This window comes from Sphingobium sp. MI1205, assembly GCF_001563285.1.
GTDB lineage: Bacteria > Pseudomonadota > Alphaproteobacteria > Sphingomonadales > Sphingomonadaceae > Sphingobium.
The window spans coordinates 477879-503135 of sequence record NZ_CP005189.1 but is presented as its reverse complement, the minus strand read 5'-3'; the positions used below and the strand labels follow the sequence as shown (position 1 = coordinate 503135).

Here is a 25257-nt window from a genome sequence, read left to right as displayed (position 1 = left end):
TTTGTGACCGGCTCAGGCCACTTCGGCGATGTTACCGGAGCCGCACGACGGTTTCATCCAGAACCGAAAGAAAACGCGACCGATCCGCCTTGCCAAAAGGTGCTGGTCCACCCAACCCATCGTTGATCGCCCCTGCACGCAAATCCGCCATGATGGCCCGAACCGCGACGGCGTTGCCGATGGAGGCTTTAGTGAACGGCTTGCCCGTCGGCGCGATCACCGCTCCGCATCCGGCCTTCAAGCATCGGTCGGCCAGCAATATGTCGGCGGTCACGACGATGGATTTCGCGTCCACATGCTCGACGATCCAGTCGTCCGCCGCATCGAACCCGTCGCTTACCACCACGCGGGAGACGAGCGGGTGGGCTGGCACCCTTATGGGGCTGTTGCTGACGACAATGACAGGCACGTCGTAACGCCATGCGACCTTGTAGCTTTCTTCTTTCACCGGGCAAGCGTCGGCATCTATCAGTATCTGGGGCATGCTGGCGATGTAGACAGGAACTCTGAAGAAGGGGAGGGGTCTTGTCCCAGCGGGGCAAGAGACAGCGCCAAATGCTTTAATTTCGCGAGGCGAGGCTATCGAGGACCAGCGGCGCGACTTTGCCGACGATGACGTCCACGCCAGCCGGATTGGGGTGGAGCGAGTCCGGCTGCATATATTTGGGATCGCCAACCACGCCATCGAGGAAGAACGGGTATAGCGGAACGTCATAATCCTTGGCCAATGCCGGGTAGATGGCGTTGAAACGGGCGGCATAGGGTTCGCCCATATTCGGTGCGGCAAGCATGCCCGTCAGCACGACCGGCAGCTTCCTCTCGGCCAACATGCCCAGCATCGCTCGCAGGTTTTTCTCGCTCTCGGCCGGGTCCAGGCCACGCAGCATGTCATTCCCGCCCAGCCCCAAAAGCACCAGATCGGGCTTCCTTGGCAAGCCGTCCAGCGTAAAGGCCAGTCGTTGAAGGCCGCCCTGCGTCGTTTCTCCCGATACGCCCGCATTGCGGACCTCGACCGCGCCGCCCTTCGCCCTCAGGGTCTTTTCCAGTTCATGGGGAAAACTTTCATTCTGGGCGACGCCATAGCCAGCATACAGGCTGTCGCCGAACGCCAGGATCAGCTTTTCATCGGCGTTGGGCGTAGCGTGGCGTTCCTCCCGCACCGTTGGCGCGGCGGCGCTGTTGGATGCCGGTTCATCGGAACATGCGGCAAGCATTTGCACAATCAGTCCACAGACCACATATGTCGGCCACTGTCGCGCCATCAGGATCTCCTTCATTCATGCACGGTTCGTCCGATCCCACCCATATCGCCATCGTGGCGCGCCATGTCACCCTGTCGCTGGGCCAGACGGAAATATTGAAGGGTGTCGATCTGTCGATCCGGCAGGGAGAAAGCCTCGCGATACTTGGACCATCCGGGTCGGGCAAGTCGTCGCTGATGGCGATCCTGTCGGGGCTGGAGCGCGCAAGCGGGGGCGAGGTGCTGGTTGCGGGCATAGATTACGGCCCGCTGGACGAAGACGGGCTGGCGCGGGCGCGGCGCGGGCGGATCGGCATCGTGCTTCAGAGTTTTCATCTGCTACCCACGATGACGGCCATCGAAAATGTCGCTGTCCCGCTGGAACTGGCAGGAACAGCTGATCCGTTCGCGCGGGCCGCGACGGAACTGGAGGCCGTGGGGCTTGGCCACCGGCTGCATCATTATCCCACGCAATTGTCGGGCGGCGAGCAGCAGCGCGTCGCCATCGCCCGCGCGGTCGCGCCCGGACCCGATATCCTGTTCGCCGATGAACCCACCGGCAACCTTGATGGCGGAACGAGCGAGGCGATCATCGACCTGCTCTTCGCGCGGCAGGCCGCCAATGTCGCGACGCTGGTCATCATCACCCATGATCCTGCGCTCGCCGAACGGTGCGACCGCATCGTCGAAATGCGCGACGGCCTGATCGTCGCCGAACGGCTGCCATGAGCCAGAACCTCGACTGGCGCGGCTGCTGGCGGATCGCCCGGCGCGACCTTCACCGTGGGCTGCGCGGCCTGCGGCTGCTGTTCATCTGCCTGTTCCTGGGCGTCGCGACATTGGCGACGATCGGCAGCCTGACGGCGGCCATCACGGGCGAGATCGCCAGCAAGGGGCAGTTGCTGCTGGGCGGCGACGTCGAAGTCGCGATGTCGCAACGGCAAGCGAGCGAGGATGAGAAGGCCGCCTTTCGCCGTGCGGGGCAGATGAGCGAGACCATCCGTCTGCGCGCCATGGCGCAAGGGCCGGGCAGGGATAGAGGCCCCGCCGCCGTGTTGACCGAATTGAAGGGCGTTGACCGCGCCTATCCGCTTTATGGCAGGTTGATGCTGCAATCCGGTATCGCCGGATCGCTCAGCGCAGACGAACTGGTGATCGGACAGGCGCTGGCGGACAGGCTGGCGCTGAGGCCGGGGCAGCATCTGCGCTATGGCAATGCGGATTTCCGCATCCGGGATATCATCGTCGATGAGCCGGACCGCGTCGGCGAAGGGTTTACGCTTGGCCCCGTGGCGATCACTTCGCTGGAAGCCCTGCGACGCACGGGGTTGATCCAGCCTGGCAGCCTTTATGAAAGCAAATACCGCATCCGGGTGACGCCTGGCACGGATGTCCGCGCGACGGGCGAGGCGCTGAAGCGCGCCTTCCCGGCCGGAGCGTTTGAGATCAAGGATCGCGATCGCGCGGCGCCGGGAACAAGCCGCTTTTTCGAGCGCATGGGACAATTTCTCTCGCTCATCGGGCTGAGCGCCCTTGCCATTGCGGGGATCGGCGTCGGCAATGGCGTCACATCCTATCTGGCGATCAAGCGGGACGGCATTGCGACGCTGAAGATTCTGGGCGCGTCGGCAAGCGACATATCACGCATCTACCTGATGCAGGTCGGCATGGTCGCGCTATTGGCGACGGGCTGCGGTTTACTGGTGGGCGCGGCATTGCCCGCGTTGCTGCTGGCGGCGGTGGGCGACCTGCTGCCCGTCCAGCCCGCCTTCGCGTTGACCCCATGGCCCTTCCTGACGAGCGCGGCTTATGGGTTGCTGGTCGCCTTCATCTTCATCATGCCACCGCTTGCGCATGCGCGCGCCTTACCCGCCGCAGTCCTGTTTCGTGAGACGGTCGACCGGCGGCGCGTGATCGACAGGCGCAGCGGGATCGCCGTCGCGGTTGCAGCGTTCGCCATGGTGACGCTCGCCCTGGGAACGGCGCGCGAGCCGCTCTTCGCCGCCGCCGTGCTGGGCGCTGTGGGGGCGATGCTGCTGATCCTGCTGGGCATCGGCCTGCTCGTGCAAAGGATGGCGCGGCGGGTGCGCCGGCCCAAAGCGCCGCTGCTACGGCTGGCCGTCGCCAACCTCCACCGACCCGGCGCGCAGACGAGCGCGCTGGTCGTTGCATTGGGGCTTGGCCTCACCCTGTTCGTCACTCTGGCCGCGATCCAGTCGAGCCTTAGTGCTGAAATCCGCAACACCGTGCCGCGCACCGCACCCGACCAGTTCGTGCTCGATATTCCGATCGAACAGAAAGGCGCGTTCCAGCGCCTGATCGCGCGCGAAGCTCCCGGCGCGGAGGTCAACATCGTCCCAACATTGCGCGGCACCATCGTCGCCTATGACGACACGCGGGTCGCGGATCTCGATGAATTGCCGAAGGACGCATGGTTCCTGCGCGGTGAGCGCGGCGTCACCTACAGCGACAGCCTGCCCGAGGGGTCCCAACTGACAGAGGGCGAGTGGTGGCCGCGCGGCTATGACGGTCCGCCGCTCGTTTCGCTCGATCGGGACGCGGCGAAAATCATGGACGTCGGCGTCGGCGACCGGCTGGTCGTGTCCATTCTGGGCCGCGAGATCGAGGCACGCATCGCTTCCCTGCGACAGGTGAATTGGGAAACGATGGGCTTCAACTACATCATGGTCTTTTCGCCCAACAGCTTGGCGGGCGCGCCGCATAGTCTGGCGGCGACGATCACGACCAAGTCCGTCAATCCACCGGACGGACGGCTGTCCCGCTCGCTGCTGTCCGCCTTCCCATCAATCTCGATCATAGAAGTCGGCGAAGTGGTGGGCCAGGTCACATCCCTGCTGGGCCAGATGGCGACGGCGATCATCCTGGCGGGGTCCGTCGCGATCCTTGCCGGTATAGCGGTGCTGATCGGCGCGATCGCGGCATCGCGGCAGACACGCGCCTATGACAGCGTGATCCTCAAGACGCTGGGCGCAACGCGATGGCAGATATTGGGGAGCCAGGGGATCGAATATGCACTGTTGGCGACGGTGCTCGCCGCGGTGGCGCTGGGATTGGGTCTTGGCGCAGCCTGGTTCGTGATCGTGCAGATTTTCGAATTCAACTGGTCGCCGGATTGGCTGTTGGTAGCAATCACTCTGTCAGGTGGCGGGGGCCTGACGCTGGCGATAGGATTGTTGGGGTCAATACCGCTCATGTCCGTGCGTCCCGCCCGCGCGCTCCGATCGCTTTGATCTTGCGTAGGCGCCAACGGCCGCAAAGCCCATCTGGATGTTGAACGCCATATCGCATTCGGCCATAATATTGGCAAATTTGAGAGAGGCTTGCTGATGCGCGACATTAATCACAAACTGGCTTTTGACCATGACGGGAAAGCCCAGCGTTACAGCGACGTTTTTGATCCGAACAATGGCGGCGTTCAGGCCCGCGTGGCTTTGGGCGATGCCGCTCTGCTCGACAAGGCGGTGGAAGCCGCGAAGAAGGCGCAACCCGCTTGGGCGGCCGTCAATCCGCAGCGCCGCGCGCGGGTCATGTTTAACTTCAAGACCCTGGTCGAGAAGCATATGGACGAGCTGGCGCATCTGCTCAGCTCCGAACATGGCAAGGTGATCGCGGATTCGAAGGGGGACATTCAGCGCGGCCTGGAGGTCATAGAATTCTGCTGCGGCATCCCGCACGTGCTGAAGGGTGAATTTACCCAAGGTGCGGGCCCTGGCATTGATGTCTACAGCTTCCGCCAGCCGATCGGCATCGGCGCGGGCATTACGCCCTTCAACTTTCCGGGCATGATCCCGCTCTGGATGTCGGGCGTCGCCATTGCGACCGGCAACGCCTTCATCCTGAAGCCTTCGGAGCGCGACCCATCGGTGCCCGTCCGTCTGGCGGAGCTTTTCCTGGAAGCGGGCCTGCCGGAAGGCATATTGCAGGTGGTTCACGGCGACAAGGAAATGGTCGACGCCATTCTCGACCATCCCGACATCGGCGCGATCAGCTTTGTCGGTTCGTCTGACATCGCCCATTATGTCTACAAGCGCGGCGTCGACAACGGCAAGCGCGTGCAGGCAATGGGTGGGGCCAAGAACCACGGCATCGTCATGCCCGACGCTGATCTCGATCAGGTGGTGAACGATCTTTCGGGCGCGGCTTTCGGTTCGGCCGGCGAACGCTGCATGGCGCTCCCCGTCGTCACCCCGGTGGGTGAGAAGACGGCGATGGCGCTGCGCGAGAAGCTGATCCCCGCGATCGAGGCGCTGCGCGTTGGCGTTTCCACCGATCCCGACGCCCATTATGGTCCGGTCGTCACCGCCGCGCACAAGGCGAAGATCGAAAGCTATATCCAGATGGGCGTCGATGAAGGCGCGGAACTGGTCGTCGATGGACGCGGCTTTACGCTTCAGGGGCATGAGGAGGGCTTTTTCGTCGGCCCGACGCTGTTCGACCATGTGAAGCCGTCTATGCGCTCCTACAAGGAGGAGATTTTCGGCCCCGTGCTACAGATGGTGCGCGCGGAGAGCTTCGAGGAGGCACTCGCCCTCCCCAGCCAGCATCAATATGGCAATGGCGTCGCGATCTTCACCCGCAACGGCCACGCCGCCCGCGAATTTGCAGCGCGCGTCAATGTCGGCATGGTCGGCATCAACGTGCCGATCCCGGTGCCGGTCGCCTATCACACCTTCGGCGGATGGAAGCGGTCGGCCTTTGGCGACACCAACCAGCATGGCATGGAAGGCGTGAAGTTCTGGACCAAGGTCAAGACCATCACCCAGCGCTGGCCCGACGGCGGCGCCACCAGTGACAGCGCCTTCGTCATCCCGACAATGGGATAAGCTGGCGCGCAAAGGCTCAGTTATCCCGGAATGCCCGCTCGAACTGGTCGCGCAACGGCTTGGTAAGGTAGGAGATCATCATCCGGCTGCCGGTGTCGATGAATAAATCGGCCGGCATGCCGGGCTTTAGCGCCAGTTCGGGATATTTCCGCAGCTGGGCTTCGTCGATTTCCACCCGCACCGGGTAGAAGCTCAGCCTTCCTTCTGGATCGGCTGCCCTGTCGGCAGCCACGAAGGTCACTTTGCCCCGGATTTCGGGCGTGGCGCTGTTGTTGAAGGCGGTGAAGCGGATGCGCGCCGCTTGGCCGACATGGACCTGATCGACATCAGCGGGCGAAACCGCCCCTTCGACCAGAAGCCGGTCGCTGTTCGGCACAATTTCCATAATGATTTCGGCGGGGCGTACGACGCCGCCAATCGTGTTGAAGGCCAGCTTGTCGACTACTCCCTCATAAGGGGCGCGTACGACGCTGCGATCCCGCGCATCGATGGCGGAAACGCTGCGCACTTGCTGCTGGTTGAGCGCGCCGTTCAACTGGGCAAGGTCGGCTCCCGCCTGTGACCGGCGGCTTTCCCCGAGCTGAATCATCTGTTCACGCGCCTCGCTGATACGCGCCTCTGCCTGCGCTATGTTGGCGCGCAACGCGCCGATGCCGCCCTGCAGATCCACGGCGGTCCGCTCCAACTGATTGAGGCGGCTGATGGTAACTAGCCCCTTGTCCCACAGAGCCCTTACCCCCTTTCGTTCAGGTTCGATAAGGGCGGCCTGCTGCTGGAGCGCGCGGATTTGCGATTCATAAGCGTTGATCTGCTGGCGATACTGGCGGATGCGCGACTGGATCTGTGCGGCGAGCCCCGCCTGTTCGGACTGCCTGATCTGGAACAGATTGGCTTCGTCAGCCATCGCACGGCGCGCGGCGCCGTCAGCGCGCATCAATTCACTGGGGAAAGTGACGGAGCGAGCGCCCAGCCGTTCCGCTTCCAGACGGGCGCGTTGCGCTCGCATCTGATCGACGCTCAGGCTGGAATATTCCGCATCCGCCCCTGTCACCCTGTCGTCGAAGCGCATCAGCACCTGTCCCTTGCGGACAGGCGCGCCGTTTTCGACCAGTATTTCCTTGATCACGCCTCCTGAAGGATGGGCGACCTTCTTGATGTGCGATGCGAGGCCGATCTGACCGGCTGCAATTACCGCGCCCCCGATCGGGATCAAAGTGCCAGCCACGCCGAAACTCACAATGAGTATCGCCATGGCGATGAGGGCAGCGCGCACCTTGTTTTGGGCATGTTCGGCCGGGTCATAATCCACGGCGAAACTGTCATCGGCGATGAACGGGGCAAGATGAGTGTTCATTTCACGCTGTTCCAGTAGCGGTGGCTTGCATCGCCACGACATTTTCCCGGGGCACATTTTTTCTATGTCGTAAGCGCGTCATGACTTCCGCAGCCGGACCGAATATTTCCATGCGACCCTCTCGCATCAGCAGGACATGGCTGACCTGCCCCAGCGCCCGGTGAGAAATCACGACCACGATACCTCCGCGCTCGCGCACCGATGCGATCGCGGCGACCAGTGCAGCCTCCCCCTCGCTGTCAAGATTGGAATTGGGCTCGTCGAGCAGGACGAAGAACGGATCCTTGTACAAGGCGCGAGCCAAGCCGATGCGCTGCCGCTGCCCTCCCGAAAGCGCTTGGCCATCTGCGCCGACGCGGGTGTCATAGCCTTGCGGGAGGCCGGTGATCAGGTCGTGCACCGCGGCAACCCTTGCCGCCGCGACGATCGCTTCCGATGTCGCGGAAGGATCGAAACGCGCGATATTTTCCGCGATGGTGCCGTCCAGCAGTTCGATAGTCTGAGGCAGATAGCCGATAAATTCGCCGAAATGTTCGGGATCCCACTGGTCCTGCGTCGCGCCGTCGAGACGGATCGTCCCGCGTGACGGTCGCCAGGCTCCGACCAAGGCGCGGCCCAGCGATGATTTTCCCGCACCGCTTGGACCGATGACGGCGCAGGCGTCTCCTGCATTCAGGCGGAGCTCCACGCCGTTGACGGTAATCTGCCGCGTGCCGGGCGGCGCGACGACCAGCTTTTCCACTTCCAGCTTCTGTACCGGCGCAGGCAAACGCAGCGAAACGCCCGCCGTTGCCGGGACACATTTCAACATCTCCGTCAGGCGCATCCATCCAACGCGTGCGCTGATCAGGCTCTTCCAGTTCGCGATCGCCTGATCGACTGGCGCGAGCGCGCGTGCGGACAGGACGGATGCGGCGAAGATGACCCCGGCGCTTGACTTCCCTTCGATGACCAGCAGCGCGCCGACGGTCAGGATGATCGACTGAAGCGCCAGCCGCAATATCTTGCTCAGGCCGCCAAGCGCAGTGCCAGAGCGCGCCAGCTTGTTCTGAGCGGCGGTGTACAGGGCGTTCAGCCGGTCCCAGCGCTGCTGCATGCGCCCGGCCATGCCGAGCGCCGTCAGCAGTTCCACATGACGCAAATTGCTTTCCGCCGCGCCATTGCGATAGGCGGAAAGCTGCAAAAGCTGTTCGGCTGGCCGTTTCATGGCCCGGTTCGTGAACAGCGTCAGGGAAAACAGGATGATCGCGCCCACCAGCGCCGTGATGCCCAGCCAGATATGCAGTATGGACAATATGGCCAGAAAGAAGATGACCCAAGGCAGATCGAGCAGGGTCGCGACCCCGTTCGACATGAAGGCGCGGACGTTTTCGAGATCGTGCATGGGGCTGAGCCCATCACCGGGCATCTTCCGTCCGGCCAGCGCCAATTGGGACATCGCGTTCTGGACCCTGCCGGACAGTTCACGTTCGACGGAATTTGCAACATCCGCCAACATGCCTGCCCGCATATTTTCGAAGAAGCCCTGGAACAGGTACACGATCATCACCAGGATCATCAGCCCGGCCAATGTCGGGATGGAATGACTCGGCAGAACCGAATCATAAACCATCATCATGTAAAGGGATCCGCCCAGCAGCAGCACGTTGAGCGCTGCGCTGACGCACAGGACAACAATGAACACTTTCTTGTAGTTGCTGACAACTTCCAACAATTCGCTGTCACGTTCGCCGAACGCACTTGCCACCTGGAACCCCCTGGGTCTGCTGGACTCAAGCACACCGCCCAGCGTCAGATGAGGCATGCTGCTCGGCTGTTCACTTCTACAATGGATGTGAGGTGAAGCGTTTTAAAACATGGACGAGAAATGGGCAGGCGAGGGAACAAAATCGCATCTACGCTACACTATCGCCGCGCACGCCGAGGAAATTTATGGCGGCGCAGTTGAAGTCAAGGGGTAGCGAATATTGCTGGAACGCCAGGATATTTTATCGTAACATTAAGAATTTACAATAAAATATTCACCAACGGGCGTGGGGGCGAATGTTGGATAGACGGGCAGGCGTCGCTACGCGACATTGCCCGTCATACTTGCGGCAGCGACATCGATGGCCGAACCGGTAATATGCCGGCCTTCATCGGACAGGAGGAACAGGATACTGTCGCTGACGTCGGACGGCTCGACCCCAGGCGCGGCTTGCAGAGAGAAGGGATCGGCGCGTATCTTTGCTTTAAATATCGCTTGGGTGGGCTCAGGGTCTCCGGGAAGCACCCCCGTTTTCAGGCACTGGATTATTGAGCAACGGCGTGTTGACGGCGGTGGGGCAGACGCAATTTACCGTCACGCCGCTCCGGTGACGTTGAGCGCCGTTGCCTTCACCATCCCATGACGCCCCATTTGGACGCGCAGTAGGCGGCCGAGTTCATCCGGCCAGTCCGGGCGGCGAGCGATGCAATCGCGACGATACCGGCCCGAACGGCGCTCCACAATGCCGGGAAGGACCGAGCGAATGCTGTGAAGCAGCCGGATCCGTGTCGCGAGCGTCTTTGCGTCCGTCACCATCGGATTGTGGGAGGACCGTCTGTTGATCACCGGCGGCTTGCGACTCCAGCAGATCAAGACCCGATCATTCGCCTACGCCGACGGCTCGCCTCAGGGTGTCTAACAGAAGGATGCCATAACACCTGTCGTCGGCCTGGTTGTCAAACCTGTGGATGGCCTGTCGCCTTATGCCAACCGGATCGAGGGTCTGGCGACCGGTTCATCGACTTTGAACCATTTCGCTCAGTTCTGATTGCTTCTCGCCCCCATGGCAACTTCGTGGCCCCGTCCGCGTTTACGGCAGCGGAGGCGCGATTATATGATGAAGAGTTCCCCGGCGGGCTGGCTGACCGCTTTTGCCCGACTGGGCTTCGCCGCGCGCGGCCTGGTCTATTTGCTGGTCGGGGGCGTCGCGATAGACGCCGCTCTAAATGGCGGAAGGCCCAGCGATAATCAGGGGGTGATGGGAACATTGGCTGACAAGCCGGGCGGCCAGTTGTTACTGATACTCTGCGCCATCGGCTTTGCTGGCTATGCCTTCTGGCGGCTGACCGAAGCGGCGCTTGACCCCGAGCATCGCGGACGGACCATGAAAGGCAAGTTCGACAGGGTCGGCTATGCGTTCAGCGGTGTCATTCATATTGGCCTTGCTTTTGCGGCCTTGAGGCTCTCCACGCGCCAGGGTTCGTCGCCAAACGGCGCTCCGGGCGATGAAACCATGCGGGATTGGTCAGCTTGGCTGATGGATCAGCCTGCGGGTTTGGTTCTTCTGATGGCCGTAGCCGTGATGCTGTTAGCCACTGCAGGTGCGCAGGCCATCAAGGCCTATAAAGCAAACTTTGATGAACTCGGCGGCGATGTCCCCGCCCCGGATAAGGTTCGCCTGTTGGGGCGAATAGGCTATGCCGCGCGGGCGCTTGTCTTTGCCATGATGGCATGGTTTCTGGCGAATGTGGTGCTGCATCGCAATCCAGAAGAAGCAGGCGGATTGGGCGCGGCATTAAGGCAACTGCGGGCGGAGGACCAAGGGCCATTGTTGCTGCTCATCGTTGCTGCGGGGCTGGCACTTTTTGGCGTTTTCAGTATCGTGGAGGCGCGCTATCGCCGCCTCCATGTCGCCACGCCCTACATGTAGCATCTGACAAACCGATAGTTTTAGCGCTTGTGCAAAGGAAGGCTGGCGAGCCAGAGTGCGATAAGCCATCCTGCCACCGCACAGCCACCGAACCATATCAGCCACATTGCCGCGTCGCCGGACAGGGCGATGACTATGCCGGGTAGAATAGCGCCAATTAGATATGCGTGGCGCTTCACCTTACCAAGGCTGTTCGGCAAGCCATTAGCACGCCTTCGCTTGGGATCGCCGAGCGCGAGAAGGACGACGAAGAAGATTGAGGCCGCAGTGGCGGCCACGGTCAGCGCCGCTATCATTCCGCTGCCTGAAACACGATAGTTTGACCCGCGCTGCGGTCGCTTCGCTGCGAGGCGATCCGGGCAATTATCCAGCTCCCTGCCAACAGTAGGGCAATATCGACCGCTACTATTATCGGCTGCCCCTCGTTGAGTGCGACGCCCCAGCCCGGACCACCCATGAACAGGCGGAGCAGCGGAAGAATGAGCATCAGCACACCAGTCGCGGCCTCCAGAAGGGTGTTGAGCCTTAACCGGTCGGGTAAGAGAAGCCCGCCCAGGATGATCGCCGCCGCCGCGATCAGAAATCCGGCGGGTGTCCAGAACAACGCCTGTCCTGAGGATGTGGTCAGGAAAAACGCGACGGCGGTGCACAGGAGCGCGAGAGGTAATCCAAGGCCGATGATGGTCACGACACGATCCAGCCATCCCAACGATCGAGCCTCGGACGCTCGCCGCGCTACCCAAAGGCGAAGCCCAGTCAAGGTCACGTAACACATTGCAAATCCAAGGCCGAACCAGATCGCCTTTGACAACAGGCCAGCGAAGTTGCCGAAATGCAGGGGCGACATGATCGCCGCGAGGGTGCCCCCCGCGGAAGGTTTGGCGCCGATCAGCGGCTTGACCTGTTCAAAGCGACCGTCCGCGCCCTGATACAGCAGGCTGATTGGAACGATGCCGCCGTCTTCGGGGGGGTGAAAGGTCGTCACCTTGGCATCGGCCCGTGCGAAATTTTCGACCGTGACGAATGTTGGGATTTCACCCGTCCGCCGGATCGCGTCGCTGGTGATCCGGTCCAGGCCGCTTGTCGCTACGGGGCGGGGGTCCGCCTTGCCGGGATTGCCGAAGACGGTCTCGTTCAGCGCCTGAACATCCCCGCCAAATGCTGCCATCGCTACAATAGGAACGCCAACCGTCCCGAAAAAGGAGAAGAAGCTGCCCGTGAAGGCGAGGATGAAAGCGAAGGGCAGGCTCCAGGTGCCTGCAACGCTGTGACGATCCCGGTTGAAAAGCACGGGATTGGCCTTGCGTCTGAGGGTGAAGATATCCTTGAAAAGATGGCGGTGGATCATCAGCCCGGAGATCGCCGCGACCAGCATGGCGAGGCCCAATATCCCGGTCAGCAACAATCCCCAGGGATCGGGGACGTGCAGGCGGACATGGGTGTCCACCAGGAAATGGCTCAAAGCGTTGTCGTTGCGCGGGCCGAATACCTCTTCGCCCGTGCCAGCCCGGCGATCCACCACTCGCCCATCGCGATCTACCTGATAATAAATGCCGCGACTGACGAAGGTGCCATCGGGTTCGGTTTCGTGGCGATGGAAAAAGGCCCCGAGCTCATGGTCGCCGACTTCGAAAAGATCGACGCCTTCATGATATTTCGATGGCGTCTGAGCGCCCAACGCTTCCACCGTGGGTCCGATTGGTCTTTCGAAGGCTGAACTGGTCGAGACATGGCCGCCCGACCATATTCCGATCTCTTCCGCGAATACGGCCGCCGTTCCGGTCAGGATCACCGCATAGAGCACAAGACCAAGCAGGATGCCGGACCAGCCATGGACCGCCACCATCAGCTTCGTTTCATTTTTGGCGAGATGAATCATCTTCCTGCCACCTCCGTTGCCGATGGGCGATCGAGAAATTTGTGTGCAAGCAGCCCGCCATGGATCAGCAGAAGCGCGAGCGCGACGAGCGCAACACGTCCTATACGGCGGTCGAGACAGGCGTGAAAGAAGAGCACCGCCCAGATCAGCGGCGCCAGCACAAGCGGCAGGACCAGATTATCTATCCCCGCCCGACCCCCGGGCAGCCATAGCGCCATGCCAGCCATCATGATGATCGTCACGACGATCGCGCCCGGTCCTGCGAGGAGGATGCGAGCCCAACGGGCTTTGCGTCTGGCCATGGCTTTCCCTGTCATGAGTCCCTAATAAACACAGGTCATCATGATGCAAGTCATTAGCATTAAGCCCAGCTATAAGCCGTGTCCGAACGCGTGATCCTCAAAAATCCGCGCCGATGACGCGATAAAGCGTTATCCGGTTCTGGATAAGCGCCAGGTCCGTCGCGATTGCGCTGCGCCGCGCAGAGTAGAGCGAACGCTGGTTGACCAGGGTGGTCAGGAATGGGTCGATGCCTGCGCGGTAACGCTGCTCGGTCAGGACGTAGGCTTGCTCGTTGGCAGCTACGAGCGCCCGTTGCGCGCGCTGCTGGTCGGTGATCGTTCCCGCACGGGCCAGCGCGTCCGCCACTTCCCGGAACGCGCTCTGGATAGTGCTTTCATAGCTGGCGAGTGCGGCGTCGCGCTGCGCCTTGCTATACTGGACATTGGCCTGCACGCCGCCGCCAAAGATTGGCAGGCTGGCCGACGGCGTCGCCGACCAGCTGAAAGCATCGCCAGTGAAAAGGGAGGATAGAGCCGAACTGGCAACGCCGATTGCGCTGGTCAGGCTGATCTTGGGGAACATGGCTGCGCGGGCAGCGCCAATATCGGCATTGGCGGCCTGCAACCGATGTTCGGCCTGGAGCACATCGGGCCGTTGCAACAGAATGTCGGAGGACAGGCCTGCGGGCGCCTGCGCGGTGGACCCGATCAGCGCGTCCAACGATAGGGGCAGCAACGCGTCCTCGACGGGGGCCCCCGCAAGCAAATCAATGGCGTTGCGGTCTTGCGCCACCTGGGTGATGGCAGCGGCCACATCGGACCGCGCTTGTTCGACCAGGGTCTCGGCCTGATGGACGTCCAGCTTGCCAGTAAGGCCGACGCCATTAAGTGAGCGGGTAAGCGCTAATGTCCGCTCCGCACTGGCCAAAGTGTCTCGCGAAAGGGCGAGCAACTGCTGGTCGGCGGCAAGCGTTGCGTAAGCGCTCGCGGTTTCACCGACCAGCGCGATCCGGGCGGCGCGGGCGCCTTCCTCCGTCGCCAGATAGGATTGCAGCGCAGACTCTGACAAATTGCGCAGGCGGCCGAACAGGTCGATTTCGAATGCGGTGAAACCTATGTCGGCGCTGTAGCTGTCCTGACGCTGGCCATCGCGGCGCGCGAGCGCCCCGCCCGCATCACCCGTTATCGTAGGGAGCTGGGCGGCGCGCTGGATGCGATACTGGGCCCGGGCAGCCAGCACATTGGCCAGCGTGGCGCGCAGGTCGCGATTATTGGCCAACGCACGTTCTATAACGGTGCGCAGCCGATCGTCGTCGACTAAGGCGGTCCAGGCCAAGCCGCCTTTCTGTGCCGAATCGTTCCCCGAATAAGCGAGACCGCTGGGCCATGCGGGCGGCACGGGCGCCGTCGGGCGCTCATAGGCGGGGGCAAGGTTGCACGCAGTCAGCGCAACGGTGGCGCTCAGGGCGATAAGGCGCATCATGCCGGCACCTCGGTTCCGGTAGTGGGCGGGCCACTCTTGCGTGTGAAAATCCGCATGATCGTGAAGAAGCAGAGCGGGACGTAGAAGATCGCCAGCACCGTTCCTGTCAGCATGCCGCCCGCGACCGCGGTGCCGATGGCGAGGCGGCTCTGCGCGCCCGCTCCACTGGCCAAGGCGAGCGGCAGGACGCCCGCGATAAAGGCCAGTGATGTCATGATGATCGGACGGAAGCGCAGCTTGGCTGCTTCAATCGCCGCGTTCATTGCGTCCTTGCCTTGCCGGTAGGCAAGCTCGGCAAACTCGACGATGAGAATCGCGTTTTTGGCAGCCAGCCCCATGGTGGTGAGAAGGCCGACCTGGAAGAAAATGTTGTTTTCCAGCCCTCTGGCCCACACCGCGATGACCGCACCAACCAATCCGAGCGGAATGACGAACAATACCGCCAGCGGCACCGACCAGCTTTCGTAAAGAGCGGCCAGGCAGAGGAAAACGACCAACACCGACAGCGAGTAAAGCAGTGGCGCCTGCCCGCCGGAAAGCTGCTCTTGATAGGAAAGACCGCTCCAGGAATAGCTTGTTCCCTCAGGTAGTTGCTGTTGCAGGCGGATCATTTCGTTCATTGCCTCGCCTGAACTGGCTCCGGGTGCAGCCTGGCCCTGTATCTCATAGGATGATTGGCCGTTGAAACGGGCGACAGTCGCTGGCCCCATTCCCCAACGAGTTTTGGCGAAGGCCGAAAACGGCACCATCTCGCCGGTTGATGTGGACCGCACCTGCCAGTTTTGAATGTCCGTTGGCAGGGCGCGATAGGGCGCGTCGGCCTGAATGAAAACACGCTTCACGCGGCCTCGATCGACGAAATCATTGACGTATGTGCTGCCCCAGGCGGAACTCAGCACATCGTCCACATCGCTTTGCGCCAGACCCAGAACGGCTAGCTTCTCGCTGTCGATATCGACTTTAAGCTGTGGCGTATCCTCCAGCGTGGCGGCGCGTACGCCCGCAAGCAGGGTGCTTTGCGCCGCAGCCGCTAGTAATTGGTTGCGCAACGCAAGGAACCGTTCGCGGCTGAGGCCGCCGCTGTTTAGCAATTCGAATGTGAAGCCGTTCGATTGGCCCAGGCCGCGGATGGAAGGCGGCGTCATTGCCAATATCTTCGCGTCGCGAATGGCTGCAAGTTGTTTGGTGGCTCGAGCCGCGATCTCGCTTGCGCTGTTGACCTTGCCCTTGCGGTCCTCCCAAGGGGTCAGGTTGATAAAGCCCATGGCAGTGTTCTCACCTTGTCCGGCGAAGCTGAAACCCTGCGCGATGAATATGCTTTCGACATTCTCGGCTTCGTCATTCTGAAAATAATTGCGGACACTTTTGATGGTTTGAGCGGTGCGTGAGGATTTGGCGCCTGCCGGCAAGGTGATCTGCACCATCACCTGCCCCTGATCCTCCACGGGCAGGAAGCTGGTGGGCAAGCGTACGAAGAGCAGCGCTAGGATGCCGAGGATCAGTAGATAGACGCCCCAGAACAGCACGCGCCGGTGCATGATTTTTTCCAACCGCCGCATATAGCCGCTGGTCACACGTTCGAACCAGCGGTTGAAGCGGCCTGGCCATCCCTGCTGCCGTCTTTCTTCGCTGCTTGGCTTCAAGAGCGTGGCGCACAGTGCGGGAGAAAGGATCAGTGCGACCACCACCGACAGCAGCATGGACGAAACGATGGTGATCGAGAATTGACGGTAGATAACGCCTGTCGATCCGCCAAAGAAGGCCATGGGAAGCAGGACTGCCGATAGCACGAGCGCGATGCCGACCAGCGCGCCGCCAATCTCTCCCATGGACTTGATCGTTGCGGCGCGAGCGTCCAGCCCTTCCTCGTGCATCACCCGCTCGACATTTTCGACCACCACGATCGCATCATCGACCAGAAGGCCGATCGACAGCACCATGCCGAACAGGGTGAGCGTGTTGATGGAATAGCCGAACAGGGCGAGCACGCCGAAAGTGCCGAGCAGAACGACTGGCACCGCGATCGCGGGGATCAATGTCGCGCGCCAGCTTTGCAGGAACACGAACATCACGACAACCACGAGGCCGACCGCCTCGATCAGCGTCTGTATGACTTCCTCCACCGACAGGCGGATGAATGGGGTCGTGTCGCGGGGGAAAGCGATTTTATAACCGTGGGGCAGGCTGGCGGACAGTTCGGCAACCTTGGCCTTGACCAGTTCAGCGGTCTTCAGCGCGTCCGCAGCCGGTGCCAGCTGCAACGCCACGCCTGAGCCGGGATGACCATCAAGCGCCGCCGACGACGTGTAGCTTTCATTTCCCAGTTCGACCCGCGCAACATCTGAGAGATGAACCACCGATCCGTCGCTCTGCGTCTTGACGATGATGTTGCGAAACTGTTCGGGCGTTTCCAGCCGCGCACGCGCTCTGACAGTTGCGTTAAGCTGTTGTCCTGCTGGCGCGGGGTCTGCGCCGATCTGCCCGGCAGATACCTCTACATTCTGGGCCCGGATGGCGTTTTCCACATCCGATGGCATCAACTTGACCGTGGCGAGCTTATAAGGGTCGAGCCAAATTCGCATGGCATATTGAGATCCGAAGATCTGTACCGAGCCTATTCCTTCAATCCGGGAAATCGGGTCCTGGAAATTGTTGACCAGATAGTCCGAGATATCTGTCTGCGTCGATCGATTCGTACTGTCGTACAGGGCAACCAGCATGAGGAAGTCGGTCTGCGATTTTGTAACGGAAAGCCCCTGCTGCTGCACCGCATTGGGCAGGCGGCTCAATGCCTGTTGTACCTTGTTCTGCACCTGTACCTGAGCGGTGTCGGGATCGGTGCCCTTGGTAAAGGTCACCGTGATCCGCGACTGTCCGTTGGCAGTCGACGTCGATGAGAAATACATGAGGCCGTCTATGCCGGTCAGCTGCTGCTCGATGACTTGGGTGACGCTGGTTTCAACAGTGTCGGCTGACGCGCCGGGATAATTGGCGCTGATGTTGACGGACGGGGGCGCGATGTCGGGATATTGAGCGATCGGCAGCGAAAACATGGCGCCCAGGCCGGCGAGCATGATGCCGATCGCGATGACCCAGGCGAAGATGGGTCGTTCGATGAAATAGCGGCTGAGCATCTGAGGCCTACTTGCTCTGACCGATGGTGGCCGGACGCACCGTGTCGCCGGGCTGGACCTTCTCCGTCCCCTCGACGATCAACCTGTCGCCAGCCTTCAGGCCGGCCGTGACGAGCCATTTGTCACCGATCGCCTGGGCCGCGGTTACAGTTCGCAGCTCTACTTTGTTTGCTTTGGTGACGACGAGTGCGGTCGCATTTCCCTTGGGATCGCGGCTGATGCCCTGTTGCGGCGCCAATATGCCGCCCGGCACGACAGACTGCGGCGCAACGACGCGCACGAACATGCCGGGCAGCAGCAGGTTGTCGGGGTTGGGGAAACGTGCGCGCAGGGTGACCGTGCCGCTGTCGGGATCAACGATGGGTTCGGCGAATTCAATTCGGCCTTCCAATGGATAATCGCTGCCGTCGTCCAGTTTCAGACGGATAGTCGCGCTGGCCGGAAGCGCCTTGCCTGCGGCAAGGGCGCGGCGCAGCGCCAGAAGCTGTGCGCTCGACTGTGTGATATCCACGAAGATGGGATCTAGTTGCTGAATGGTGGCAAGGGGCGTGGCCTGGCTGGCCGTCACCAGCGCGCCGGGCGTCATCATCGAACGGCCGATCCGGCCACTGATGGGCGCACGGACTTCCGTAAAGCGCAGGTTTATGCCTGCGGTCTGAAGCGAGGCGCGCGCCTGCTGCACCGCTGCGCTTGCCTGCCGCGCCGCTGCCAGTACATCGTCCCGATCCTGCGCGCTCACCGCTTCCGTCTGCCCTAGCGCCTGATACCGGCGCGCCTTGGCCTGCGCGGCAACGGCGGTCGCCTGCGCATTGGCCAGCGCTGCCTGCGCCTCGTCGCGGGAAGCGCGGTAAAGCGAGGGGTCAATCTGATACAGCGGCTGGCCGGCTCGAACATATGAGCCCTCGGTGAAAAGGCGCTTCTGAATGATCCCAGTAATCTGCGGGCGGACTTCGGACATCATCGTCGATGCCGTGCGACCGGGCAGCTCGGTCGATACCGTCACATTCTGCGCCTGCAGCGTCACCACGCCGACTTCCACCGCCTTCCTTTCAGGCGGCTTGCTCTCGCCGCAGCCGCTGGCGAGCAGGCACAGCGCTGCTGCTGCTGGCGCATATCGCGATAGGGGGAAGGCAAGGACAAAGCGCAGCGGCATGGCGGCAGGCATTCCAGTAACAGATCAGCGACGGGAACTTCACCCGGCGCGGGGGAGGGGAGGGAGCGCCGGGTGAAGAACGCGCCCCTGTCTGACGATAGCCATACGGGTGGGACACGCCCACTTCTCTTCGCCGCATGCCAGGTGCCTTCATAGAGAAAAGATGTGCCGTTGTGCATCGCAACATGTCAAAATGTATCAGCACGTATCAAGCGGCGGCGGGGCGCAGACTTTTCGCGACGGAAACGATAGGACAGCCCGATGCCAGAATATATGAACAACCGTCAGCCCCGTTTGATCGTCGTCGATGACGATCCCGACATCAGGGACCTGATCGTTGAACAGCTCAGGCAAGACCATTACGAAGTCCGGGCGGCGGCGGGCGCGTCGGAACTCAAGGCCGCGCTTCTGGAGCAGCCGGTCGATCTTATCGTGCTCGATCTTAACCTGCCCGATGGCGACGGACTGGAACTATGCCGGGAATTGCGAGGGCAGGGCAATGATGTTCGGATCATCATGGTGTCTGCGCGGGGAAGCGCGATCGATCGGGTGCTTGGGCTGGAACTGGGGGCGGACGATTATCTGACCAAGCCGTTCGAGCCTCGCGAGTTGCTGGTGCGTATCCGTAATCTCTTGCGCCGGACGCAATCCGATGGGGGGGAGCGCCAGCGCCATGAGGGTGCGCGCGTCGCTCGCTTCGGGCCGTGGCGGCTTGACCTGTTTCAACGCAGGCTGATTGCCGATGATAATCGCCTGGTTATGCTTTCGTCCGCTGAATTCCGGCTGTTGTCGCGATTCATAGAGGAACCGAACGTCGTCCTGTCTCGCGAAAATCTGGTGCCAGAGCGGCGGGCTACCGCTGCGTTCGACCGGTCGATAGACCTTCAGGTCAGCCGATTGCGGCAGAAACTGGCAGGCGCGCCGGGTGGAGAGGAACTGGTCCTGACTGTTCGCGGCGAAGGCTATGTGCTGGCAACCCCGGTATCATACGAATGATCGCATCTATCGCTAACCGTGCCCGGACCTTCTTTCGGTCGCTGGCAGGCCAGATATTCCTGCTGCTCACGATTGGGATGTCGTTGGCGGCGATGATCGCGCTTTTGGTTGCCGAACAGAGCAGGAGCCACGATTTCCAACGCTGGCGGATGCAGCGCGTTGTTGCGAGTGCGGAGGACATAGCAAATCGCTTGCAGCGCGATCCGAAGCGGGTGGAAGCCATGCTCGCGGGGCAACAGATCATGGGCGCTACGATAGCCCCTGAAGGCATTGCAGTGGCAGAACCGGACACCGAACTGGCGCACGCGCTGAGGGAAAGGTTTGGCCCGAATTCAAATCCTGAAGCGAGCCAGGTTCCCATCGGTCTTTGCTATCCCAACATACATTATGCGCCATCGGAGAGTGCGGCGGGCGTCATTGATGCGCCAAGGCCGGATTGCTGGATCGTACGCTTCACCGACAGCACGGGCGCTCGTCGGTCGATGGCGCTCAATCTGCCGCGCGTGGTCCGGCCACCCAGCATGATTGCAAACCCGTTGTACATATTGCTGATCGTGATCGCGTCCGCGGGCCTTGCAATCGTGGTTGGCCGCATCGTGGCTGGGCCGCTGCGCCGGCTGGAACTGGCGGCTGAAGCTTTCTCCGTATCGAGCGACCCGGAGCAGATCCCCGAAAAAGGGCCGGAGGAGGTACGCGCCGCGCTTTCCACCTTCAACCTGATGCAGCGGCGGGTACGTGCGGGCTTTGCGGAACGGACGCAATTGCTCGCGGCGATCAGCCACGACCTTCAGACGCCGCTGACCCGGCTGCGGCTGCGGCTCGAACTGGTCGAGAATGAGGAATTGCGGGGCCGTCTGCTGCAGGATCATCAGGCGATGCAGACGCTGGTGAGGGAAGGGCTGGACCTTGCCGCCAGTGCCGAAGCGCAGGAAGATTGGTCGTTCATCGATATCGACTCCCTGTTGGAAAGTTTGGTCGAGGACGCGCAGGATCTGGGCGCGCCCTTGCGCTTTACCGGGGGATGTGGCGGAACCGTGCGCGTCAAACCGAACGCGCTTAGCCGCTGCATCAGCAATCTTGTCAGCAACGCCATCAAATATGGCGGCGGCGCAGAAATCGGGTGTTCGCGCAATGGTGGCCGTGTGTCGATCCATGTCCGGGATAGAGGCCCGGGCATTCCGCCAGATCAGCTTGACCAGATGTTCGAGCCATTTACGCGCGGCGCGGCGGGGCAACCGGGCGGCCGGCCCGGCACCGGGATTGGCCTTACCATTGCACGGTCGCTAGCGCTGACATTCGAAGGGTCGGTTCGGCTCGTCAATGCGGAGGATGGCGGCCTGATCGCCATCATAGAGATGAAGGGGTGATTTCGACCCGATGTGTGGCGAGGCGGTCGGCTTCCGCAGGATTATGCGTGACATAGACGATTGGAAGACCCAGTTCGTCGCGAATCCGCAGGATGACATCCATGATCTCTCCCCGGCGAGCGGGATCGATCGAAGCGAGCGGCTCGTCCAGCAGCAGCGCGCGGGCGCCTGACAACAGCGCACGGCCGATGGCTACGCGCTGCGCTTCTCCACCCGAAAGTCCGTTTGGCCAGCGGTCGAGCAGATGTCCGACGCCAAGGAAGGACACAACCTCTTCCAATGACATCCACCGGTCCTGCGGCCTCGCCAACCGATACCCGTAAAGCAGGTTTGCCCGCACACGGAGATGGGGAAAGAGCCGGCCATCCTGAAACACATAGCCCAGGCGGCGGCGATGCGCGGGCAAGTCGATGGCTTCGCGTGCATCGAACAGGATGTCCCCGCCTATGCTGACACGCCCTTCATCGGGTTTCAGCAGGCCAGCCATCATGTTGAGCACGGACGTCTTGCCGACTCCCGAGGGGCCTGAAAGGACCGTCAACCCGGCCGGCGCGGTGAAACGCGCATCGACGACATAGTGGCCCAGCGTCTTTTTGACATCGACGTCAAAGGACATGGCCGCTCCGTCCCGATCGCAGGCGGCGGCTGAGCGCTTCGGAAATCAGGAGCGCTCCGAGCGAAAGGCCGATGGAAATCAGCGCCAGGCGCCAGACCGCAGCGTCGGCGCCAGGAATCTGCAAGGCGCTGTAGATGGCGATGGACAAGGTACGCGTTTCGCCCGGAATGTTGGATACGAAGGTGATGGTCGCCCCGAACTCCCCAATCGAGCGGGCAAAGCCGAGGATGAAGGCTGTGGCGACGCCCGGCAGGGACAGCGGGAGCAATATGGTCCAGAAGCAGTAGGACGGACTGGCGCCAAGGGTGCGCGCCGCATCCTCTATGCGATGATCGACCGCCTCGATCGACAGGCGGATCGCGCGCACCATCAGCGGCAGCGCCATGATCCCCGCTGCAATCGCCGCGCCGGTCCAACGGAACATGACAGTGAGGCCAAGCCAGCGTTCCAGCACTCCGCCGACCGGGCCGGCTGGCCCAAAGGCGAGCAGGAGCATCCAGCCGATCACGACCGGAGGCAGCACCAGCGGCAAATGGACCGCTGCATCAAGCAGCAACTTGCCGGGGAAGCGCCCGCGCGCGAGCAGCCAGCCGAGCGCGAAGGCGAAAGGCAAGGTCATGAGGACGGCGGCCAGGCTGACTTTCAGCGACAGGCGCACGATGTCCCATTCGTCGGCGCTGAGCATCATGGCCGTTACCGCGCGCCGAAGCCGTAGCGGCGGAAGATCGCCTTGGCCTTGGGTGAGAGCAGGAACCGCCGGAAGCCTTCTGCTTCCGCATGGGTTGAGCGCGTCAGCAGCGCCAATGGGTAGGTGATTGGAGGATGACTGGCGGCAGGGAAAATACCGACGATCCGCACCGCCCGGGTGGCGCGAGCGTCGGTTTCATAGACAATGCCATATGGCGCCTGCCGCCGTTCGACCATGGCGAGCGCCGCCCGAACATTTTCGGCAGCCGCGATCCGGTTCGAAAGGGCAGGCCAGGCCCCAAGGGCGGCAAGCGCCGCTTTCCCATATTTGCCCGCTGGCACGCTTGACGGATCGGCCATCGCCAGCCGACCTGCGCCAAGCGCGCGCGCCAGCGGGAAGCCGCGCCGGATCGTTAGCCTGCCCTTGCTGGCCGCTGGCGCGACCAGGACAAGGCGATTGGTCAGCAGCGAAACGCGCGTGCCGCGTCTGACCAGTCCCTTGGCGGCGATGGCATCCATCCATGGTTCGTCGGCGGACAGGAAGAGGTCGGCGGGCGCACCCGCCTGAATCTGACGAGCGAGGGCGGACGATGCGGCGAAGGACAATATGGGGAGGGTGTGGCCCTGGACCGCCCAGGCATCGGCAGCTGCGGTCAACGCCTCTTGAAGGCTTGCGGCCGCCAGCACAAGTGGGCCGCGCTCACGTGCCGAAGCAGGCTGAGCCATGACAGCGCTGAGCAGTACGATCAGAAGCGAAAGAACGCGGCTCATGAGAATGTCCAGCTGACGGGTATATATGTCCCTATACAGCGCTTATGCGCGAAGGCGATGGCTAATTGCCGCCGCAGCAAAGCCAGAAACTGTCATCGGGGCGACGGGAGCCTCCGCCGTTGTGTCGCGAGCGCTTCGCCTGTCAGGGATGGCCGCTGCGCCGCGGGCTTGCCCTTGCGTAGCCGCTTGCGATCCCTTTCGTCCGATTTGGCCAGGCGGACGCGTACGGCGGCCTGCCCCTGCCGCTCGATGCCCAGTAACTTCGCCGCGCCGCGCGACAGGTCGATTATCCGGCCCTGGGCGAACGGGCCGCGATCGTTGACGCGGACGAGCAGGGTGCGGCCATTGGTCAGTTCCGTCACCTCGACATAGGAAGGCAGCGGCAGCGTCGGGTGCGCCGCGCTGATCCAACCCGGGCGAAATTTCTCTCCACGCGCGGTGCGGTTGCCAGACTCATGTCCGTACCAGCTTGCATAGCCGACTTGATCATAGCCGGGCTGTTCCGCAGGCACGTAAGTCGTGCCGCGTATCGTATAAGGCCGGCCGACCCGGACAGGCGTATCCGATACGGGCTGGTACGAGGCGCAGGCCGCGAGGCCCAGCAACATTAATGGCACAAGGCGGTGAAATACTGGCATGGCCGCCCCTTACCGCGACGGAGCGGGGCAGTACAACTGCCTCTCGCCATAAAGCGTTAGCTGGCGATTTCATGGGGATAGCTTTGGTTTGGCGTCAATCCTCCGAAAGGGGAAGGAGCCATTGCTCCTAATCGTCGCCCGCCAGCACAAAGCGCACTGGCGGGCGAAAGAGCACGGTATATGATGGTTGTCAGTCGCTGGCGCCCGGGGAACCAACGGCTTCCGCAGGTTCCACAAATCCTGCGGGTCCGGGTCCGGCTGCCCCGACCACCATAAGCCGAAGGCATACAGCCGGACCCAATAGCTGCAGGAAGGCTTTTGATGGGAGGTCGCCTAACTATGTCTTGGTGCGTGGATTCTTTTGTAAATCCCTTTGCTGTTCCGCCTCGTCAATCGCCCTGATCAGATCATCGAAGGCGCCATCCCTTGGCACCGGAAAGAGCCGGGAAAAATTCGCGCCTAGTCGTTGAACGTCATCCTCAGTCAACAGTCCGATTGCGACGATATGGTCATGGGTGTCCATTCAAGGCCCCTCCTGACTTTCGATAACGATGCAGAGGCCATCTGGTGCCAAGCCGCTGTGTCACAATGGCAAAAATCGGCTTGAGCTTTGGGGAAAGGGCGAACGGGGAGTGACTGGTTAGGCGCTGAGCAGTGGGTGGCGCATGCGCAAGTCATCCATCAGCGTTTCGATAAGGGCGATCTCCTGGACCGATCCGGTCGGGATGATCGCCCAGTTGCAATGGGGGTGGGTGGCGCGGCTGTAGAGGCGCACCGGGCCGATCGCCTTGCGCCAATGATGCTTGCTCCGGCCATGGTCGCGCACCAGGCGGGCGACGAGAAGGTCGGTCAGTCGGTCAGTTGTCATCTTCGGCTTTCATCGTCGCATTTTCCGGGCCGATCCAGCGGCCAGGCAGTTCAAGATAGGCTTCCAGCTCGCGCCAGTGCCGGTCCCAGCCGGGGCCGCGCCGTTCTTCGGGCACATAGGCTTCCACCATGCGGCGGGCGCGCGCGACGACATTGGCGGGCGGACTGCGCAGCCGGTCGAGAATGTGGCGGATGTCCTCGCTCATCCGCTGTTGATAGCCCGGCCCTTGGCGGCGCGCCAGTCGGGCGGGGCCGTGCCGGTATGGCGGG

The 25257-nt window shown here is 62.2% G+C and carries 24 protein-coding genes; 6 read left to right on the top strand and 18 right to left on the bottom strand.

Translation table 11 applies throughout. From position 1 onward, the window contains the following. Positions 1 to 31: 31 nt before the first annotated feature. Positions 32 to 484 carry a YaiI/YqxD family protein gene (locus K663_RS18855; RefSeq protein WP_062121588.1) on the bottom strand — a complete coding sequence of 151 codons (453 nt, stop codon included), beginning with the start codon at positions 482 to 484 and terminating at the stop codon, positions 32 to 34. A gap of 76 nt (positions 485 to 560) precedes the next feature. After that, entirely contained in the window at positions 561 to 1262 is a 702-nt protein-coding gene (locus K663_RS18850) for an arylesterase (protein ID WP_145902374.1), read from the bottom strand. Positions 1263 to 1279: 17 nt separating this feature from the next. On the opposite strand from K663_RS18850, the gene K663_RS18845 reads away from it, so the two are divergent. The 3 genes from K663_RS18845 (at position 1280) to K663_RS18835 (ending at position 6084) form a co-directional block, all read left to right on the top strand. After that, complete coding sequence (locus tag K663_RS18845) at positions 1280 to 1969, top strand: ABC transporter ATP-binding protein (RefSeq protein ID WP_062121586.1); 690 nt, start codon at positions 1280 to 1282, stop codon at positions 1967 to 1969. Beyond that, positions 1966 to 4491, top strand: a complete 2526-nt coding sequence (locus K663_RS18840) for an ABC transporter permease (protein WP_062121585.1) — start codon at positions 1966 to 1968, stop codon at positions 4489 to 4491. Before K663_RS18845 ends, K663_RS18840 begins: the two co-directional genes overlap by 4 nt. 96 nt (positions 4492 to 4587) lie before the next feature. After that, positions 4588 to 6084, top strand: coding sequence for a CoA-acylating methylmalonate-semialdehyde dehydrogenase (locus K663_RS18835; RefSeq protein WP_062121584.1), 1497 nt, complete (start codon positions 4588 to 4590; stop codon positions 6082 to 6084). A gap of 16 nt (positions 6085 to 6100) precedes the next feature. On the opposite strand, the gene K663_RS18830 is transcribed toward K663_RS18835, so the two are convergent. From K663_RS18830 to K663_RS24970, 3 genes are all read right to left on the bottom strand, one after another. Next, positions 6101 to 7438 (bottom strand): HlyD family type I secretion periplasmic adaptor subunit, encoded by a 1338-nt coding sequence (locus tag K663_RS18830; protein WP_062121583.1) that lies wholly within the window; start codon positions 7436 to 7438, stop codon positions 6101 to 6103. A 1-nt stretch (position 7439) separates the two neighbouring features. Then, a complete protein-coding gene (locus K663_RS18825; RefSeq protein WP_063619115.1) occupies positions 7440 to 9185 on the bottom strand; it encodes a type I secretion system permease/ATPase in 1746 nt (581 codons plus the stop codon). 594 nt (positions 9186 to 9779) lie between these two features. Next, positions 9780 to 10058 carry a hypothetical protein gene (locus K663_RS24970; protein WP_235589588.1) on the bottom strand — a complete coding sequence of 93 codons (279 nt, stop codon included), beginning with the start codon at positions 10056 to 10058 and terminating at the stop codon, positions 9780 to 9782. Positions 10059 to 10299: 241 nt separating this feature from the next. Between K663_RS24970 and K663_RS18810 the strand changes: the two genes are divergently transcribed. After that, positions 10300 to 11115, top strand: a complete 816-nt coding sequence (locus K663_RS18810) for a DUF1206 domain-containing protein (RefSeq protein ID WP_158511235.1) — start codon at positions 10300 to 10302, stop codon at positions 11113 to 11115. A gap of 20 nt (positions 11116 to 11135) precedes the next feature. Here the strand turns inward: K663_RS18810 and K663_RS18805 are convergent, their stop codons facing one another. The 6 genes from K663_RS18805 to K663_RS18780 all read right to left on the bottom strand — a co-directional run bounded on the left by K663_RS18805 (position 11136) and on the right by K663_RS18780 (position 19045). Next, the gene (locus K663_RS18805) at positions 11136 to 11411 is read right to left on the bottom strand and encodes a hypothetical protein (protein WP_062121579.1); all 276 of its coding nucleotides are present in this window, start codon (positions 11409 to 11411) and stop codon (positions 11136 to 11138) included. Continuing rightward, positions 11408 to 12994: a PepSY-associated TM helix domain-containing protein gene (locus tag K663_RS18800; RefSeq protein WP_062121578.1), complete on the bottom strand. Its 1587-nt coding sequence runs from the start codon at positions 12992 to 12994 to the stop codon at positions 11408 to 11410. Before K663_RS18800 ends, K663_RS18805 begins: the two co-directional genes overlap by 4 nt. After that, positions 12991 to 13296 carry a hypothetical protein gene (locus K663_RS18795; RefSeq protein WP_062121671.1) on the bottom strand — a complete coding sequence of 102 codons (306 nt, stop codon included), beginning with the start codon at positions 13294 to 13296 and terminating at the stop codon, positions 12991 to 12993. Before K663_RS18795 ends, K663_RS18800 begins: the two co-directional genes overlap by 4 nt. Positions 13297 to 13393: 97 nt before the next feature. Beyond that, positions 13394 to 14755: an efflux transporter outer membrane subunit gene (locus K663_RS18790; protein WP_443019026.1), complete on the bottom strand. Its 1362-nt coding sequence runs from the start codon at positions 14753 to 14755 to the stop codon at positions 13394 to 13396. Continuing rightward, complete coding sequence (locus tag K663_RS18785) at positions 14755 to 17892, bottom strand: efflux RND transporter permease subunit (protein ID WP_062121576.1); 3138 nt, start codon at positions 17890 to 17892, stop codon at positions 14755 to 14757. The genes K663_RS18790 and K663_RS18785 overlap by 1 nt, the downstream gene beginning before the upstream one ends. A 7-nt stretch (positions 17893 to 17899) precedes the next feature. Beyond that, positions 17900 to 19045 carry an efflux RND transporter periplasmic adaptor subunit gene (locus tag K663_RS18780; RefSeq protein ID WP_201026711.1) on the bottom strand — a complete coding sequence of 382 codons (1146 nt, stop codon included), beginning with the start codon at positions 19043 to 19045 and terminating at the stop codon, positions 17900 to 17902. A 261-nt stretch (positions 19046 to 19306) separates the two neighbouring features. Between K663_RS18780 and K663_RS18775 the strand changes: the two genes are divergently transcribed. Together K663_RS18775 and K663_RS18770 are read left to right on the top strand one after the other, a co-directional pair. Then, complete coding sequence (locus K663_RS18775) at positions 19307 to 20041, top strand: response regulator (protein WP_062121575.1); 735 nt, start codon at positions 19307 to 19309, stop codon at positions 20039 to 20041. Continuing rightward, positions 20038 to 21408, top strand: coding sequence for an ATP-binding protein (locus K663_RS18770; RefSeq protein ID WP_062121574.1), 1371 nt, complete (start codon positions 20038 to 20040; stop codon positions 21406 to 21408). The genes K663_RS18775 and K663_RS18770 overlap by 4 nt, the downstream gene beginning before the upstream one ends. On the opposite strand, the gene K663_RS18765 is transcribed toward K663_RS18770, so the two are convergent. From K663_RS18765 to K663_RS18735, 7 genes are all read right to left on the bottom strand, one after another. Next, positions 21389 to 22024 carry an ATP-binding cassette domain-containing protein gene (locus K663_RS18765; RefSeq protein ID WP_062121573.1) on the bottom strand — a complete coding sequence of 212 codons (636 nt, stop codon included), beginning with the start codon at positions 22022 to 22024 and terminating at the stop codon, positions 21389 to 21391. The two genes, K663_RS18770 and K663_RS18765, sit on opposite strands and share 20 nt — an antisense overlap. Further along, positions 22014 to 22712, bottom strand: coding sequence for a molybdate ABC transporter permease subunit (modB, locus tag K663_RS18760; protein ID WP_062121572.1), 699 nt, complete (start codon positions 22710 to 22712; stop codon positions 22014 to 22016). Before modB ends, K663_RS18765 begins: the two co-directional genes overlap by 11 nt. Before the next feature lie 5 nt (positions 22713 to 22717). After that, positions 22718 to 23482, bottom strand: coding sequence for a molybdate ABC transporter substrate-binding protein (gene modA / locus K663_RS18755; RefSeq protein WP_062121571.1), 765 nt, complete (start codon positions 23480 to 23482; stop codon positions 22718 to 22720). A 92-nt stretch (positions 23483 to 23574) separates the two neighbouring features. Further along, the gene (locus K663_RS18750; protein WP_062121570.1) at positions 23575 to 24120 is read right to left on the bottom strand and encodes a septal ring lytic transglycosylase RlpA family protein; all 546 of its coding nucleotides are present in this window, start codon (positions 24118 to 24120) and stop codon (positions 23575 to 23577) included. A gap of 337 nt (positions 24121 to 24457) precedes the next feature. After that, a complete protein-coding gene (locus tag K663_RS18745; protein ID WP_062121569.1) occupies positions 24458 to 24643 on the bottom strand; it encodes a hypothetical protein in 186 nt (61 codons plus the stop codon). Between the two features lie 117 nt (positions 24644 to 24760). Next, positions 24761 to 24988 (bottom strand): hypothetical protein, encoded by a 228-nt coding sequence (locus K663_RS18740; protein ID WP_062121568.1) that lies wholly within the window; start codon positions 24986 to 24988, stop codon positions 24761 to 24763. Beyond that, the gene (locus K663_RS18735; protein ID WP_062121669.1) at positions 24978 to 25193 is read right to left on the bottom strand and encodes a hypothetical protein; all 216 of its coding nucleotides are present in this window, start codon (positions 25191 to 25193) and stop codon (positions 24978 to 24980) included. Before K663_RS18735 ends, K663_RS18740 begins: the two co-directional genes overlap by 11 nt. Between the last annotated feature and the right edge of the window lie 64 nt (positions 25194 to 25257).

Coding starts and splice junctions, on each gene's coding strand:
- K663_RS18850 (WP_145902374.1), bottom strand. CDS start 1,262: ATGGCGCGACAGTGGCCGACATATGTGGTCTGTGGACTGATTGTGCAA.
- K663_RS18805 (WP_062121579.1), bottom strand. CDS start 11,411: ATGATAGCGGCGCTGACCGTGGCCGCCACTGCGGCCTCAATCTTCTTC.
- K663_RS18800 (WP_062121578.1), bottom strand. CDS start 12,994: ATGATTCATCTCGCCAAAAATGAAACGAAGCTGATGGTGGCGGTCCAT.
- K663_RS18765 (WP_062121573.1), bottom strand. CDS start 22,024: ATGTCCTTTGACGTCGATGTCAAAAAGACGCTGGGCCACTATGTCGTC.
- K663_RS18835 (WP_062121584.1), top strand. CDS start 4,588: ATGCGCGACATTAATCACAAACTGGCTTTTGACCATGACGGGAAAGCC.
- modB (WP_062121572.1), bottom strand. CDS start 22,712: ATGATGCTCAGCGCCGACGAATGGGACATCGTGCGCCTGTCGCTGAAA.
- K663_RS18840 (WP_062121585.1), top strand. CDS start 1,966: ATGAGCCAGAACCTCGACTGGCGCGGCTGCTGGCGGATCGCCCGGCGC.
- K663_RS18855 (WP_062121588.1), bottom strand. CDS start 484: ATGCCCCAGATACTGATAGATGCCGACGCTTGCCCGGTGAAAGAAGAA.
- K663_RS18735 (WP_062121669.1), bottom strand. CDS start 25,193: ATGAGCGAGGACATCCGCCACATTCTCGACCGGCTGCGCAGTCCGCCC.
- K663_RS18770 (WP_062121574.1), top strand. CDS start 20,038: ATGATCGCATCTATCGCTAACCGTGCCCGGACCTTCTTTCGGTCGCTG.
- modA (WP_062121571.1), bottom strand. CDS start 23,482: ATGAGCCGCGTTCTTTCGCTTCTGATCGTACTGCTCAGCGCTGTCATG.
- K663_RS18745 (WP_062121569.1), bottom strand. CDS start 24,643: ATGGACACCCATGACCATATCGTCGCAATCGGACTGTTGACTGAGGAT.
- K663_RS18810 (WP_158511235.1), top strand. CDS start 10,300: ATGATGAAGAGTTCCCCGGCGGGCTGGCTGACCGCTTTTGCCCGACTG.
- K663_RS18830 (WP_062121583.1), bottom strand. CDS start 7,438: ATGAACACTCATCTTGCCCCGTTCATCGCCGATGACAGTTTCGCCGTG.
- K663_RS18780 (WP_201026711.1), bottom strand. CDS start 19,045: ATGCCGCTGCGCTTTGTCCTTGCCTTCCCCCTATCGCGATATGCGCCA.
- K663_RS18750 (WP_062121570.1), bottom strand. CDS start 24,120: ATGCCAGTATTTCACCGCCTTGTGCCATTAATGTTGCTGGGCCTCGCG.
- K663_RS18775 (WP_062121575.1), top strand. CDS start 19,307: ATGCCAGAATATATGAACAACCGTCAGCCCCGTTTGATCGTCGTCGAT.
- K663_RS18785 (WP_062121576.1), bottom strand. CDS start 17,892: ATGCTCAGCCGCTATTTCATCGAACGACCCATCTTCGCCTGGGTCATC.
- K663_RS18790 (WP_443019026.1), bottom strand. CDS start 14,755: ATGCGCCTTATCGCCCTGAGCGCCACCGTTGCGCTGACTGCGTGCAAC.
- K663_RS18795 (WP_062121671.1), bottom strand. CDS start 13,296: ATGGCCAGACGCAAAGCCCGTTGGGCTCGCATCCTCCTCGCAGGACCG.
- K663_RS18845 (WP_062121586.1), top strand. CDS start 1,280: ATGCACGGTTCGTCCGATCCCACCCATATCGCCATCGTGGCGCGCCAT.
- K663_RS18740 (WP_062121568.1), bottom strand. CDS start 24,988: ATGACAACTGACCGACTGACCGACCTTCTCGTCGCCCGCCTGGTGCGC.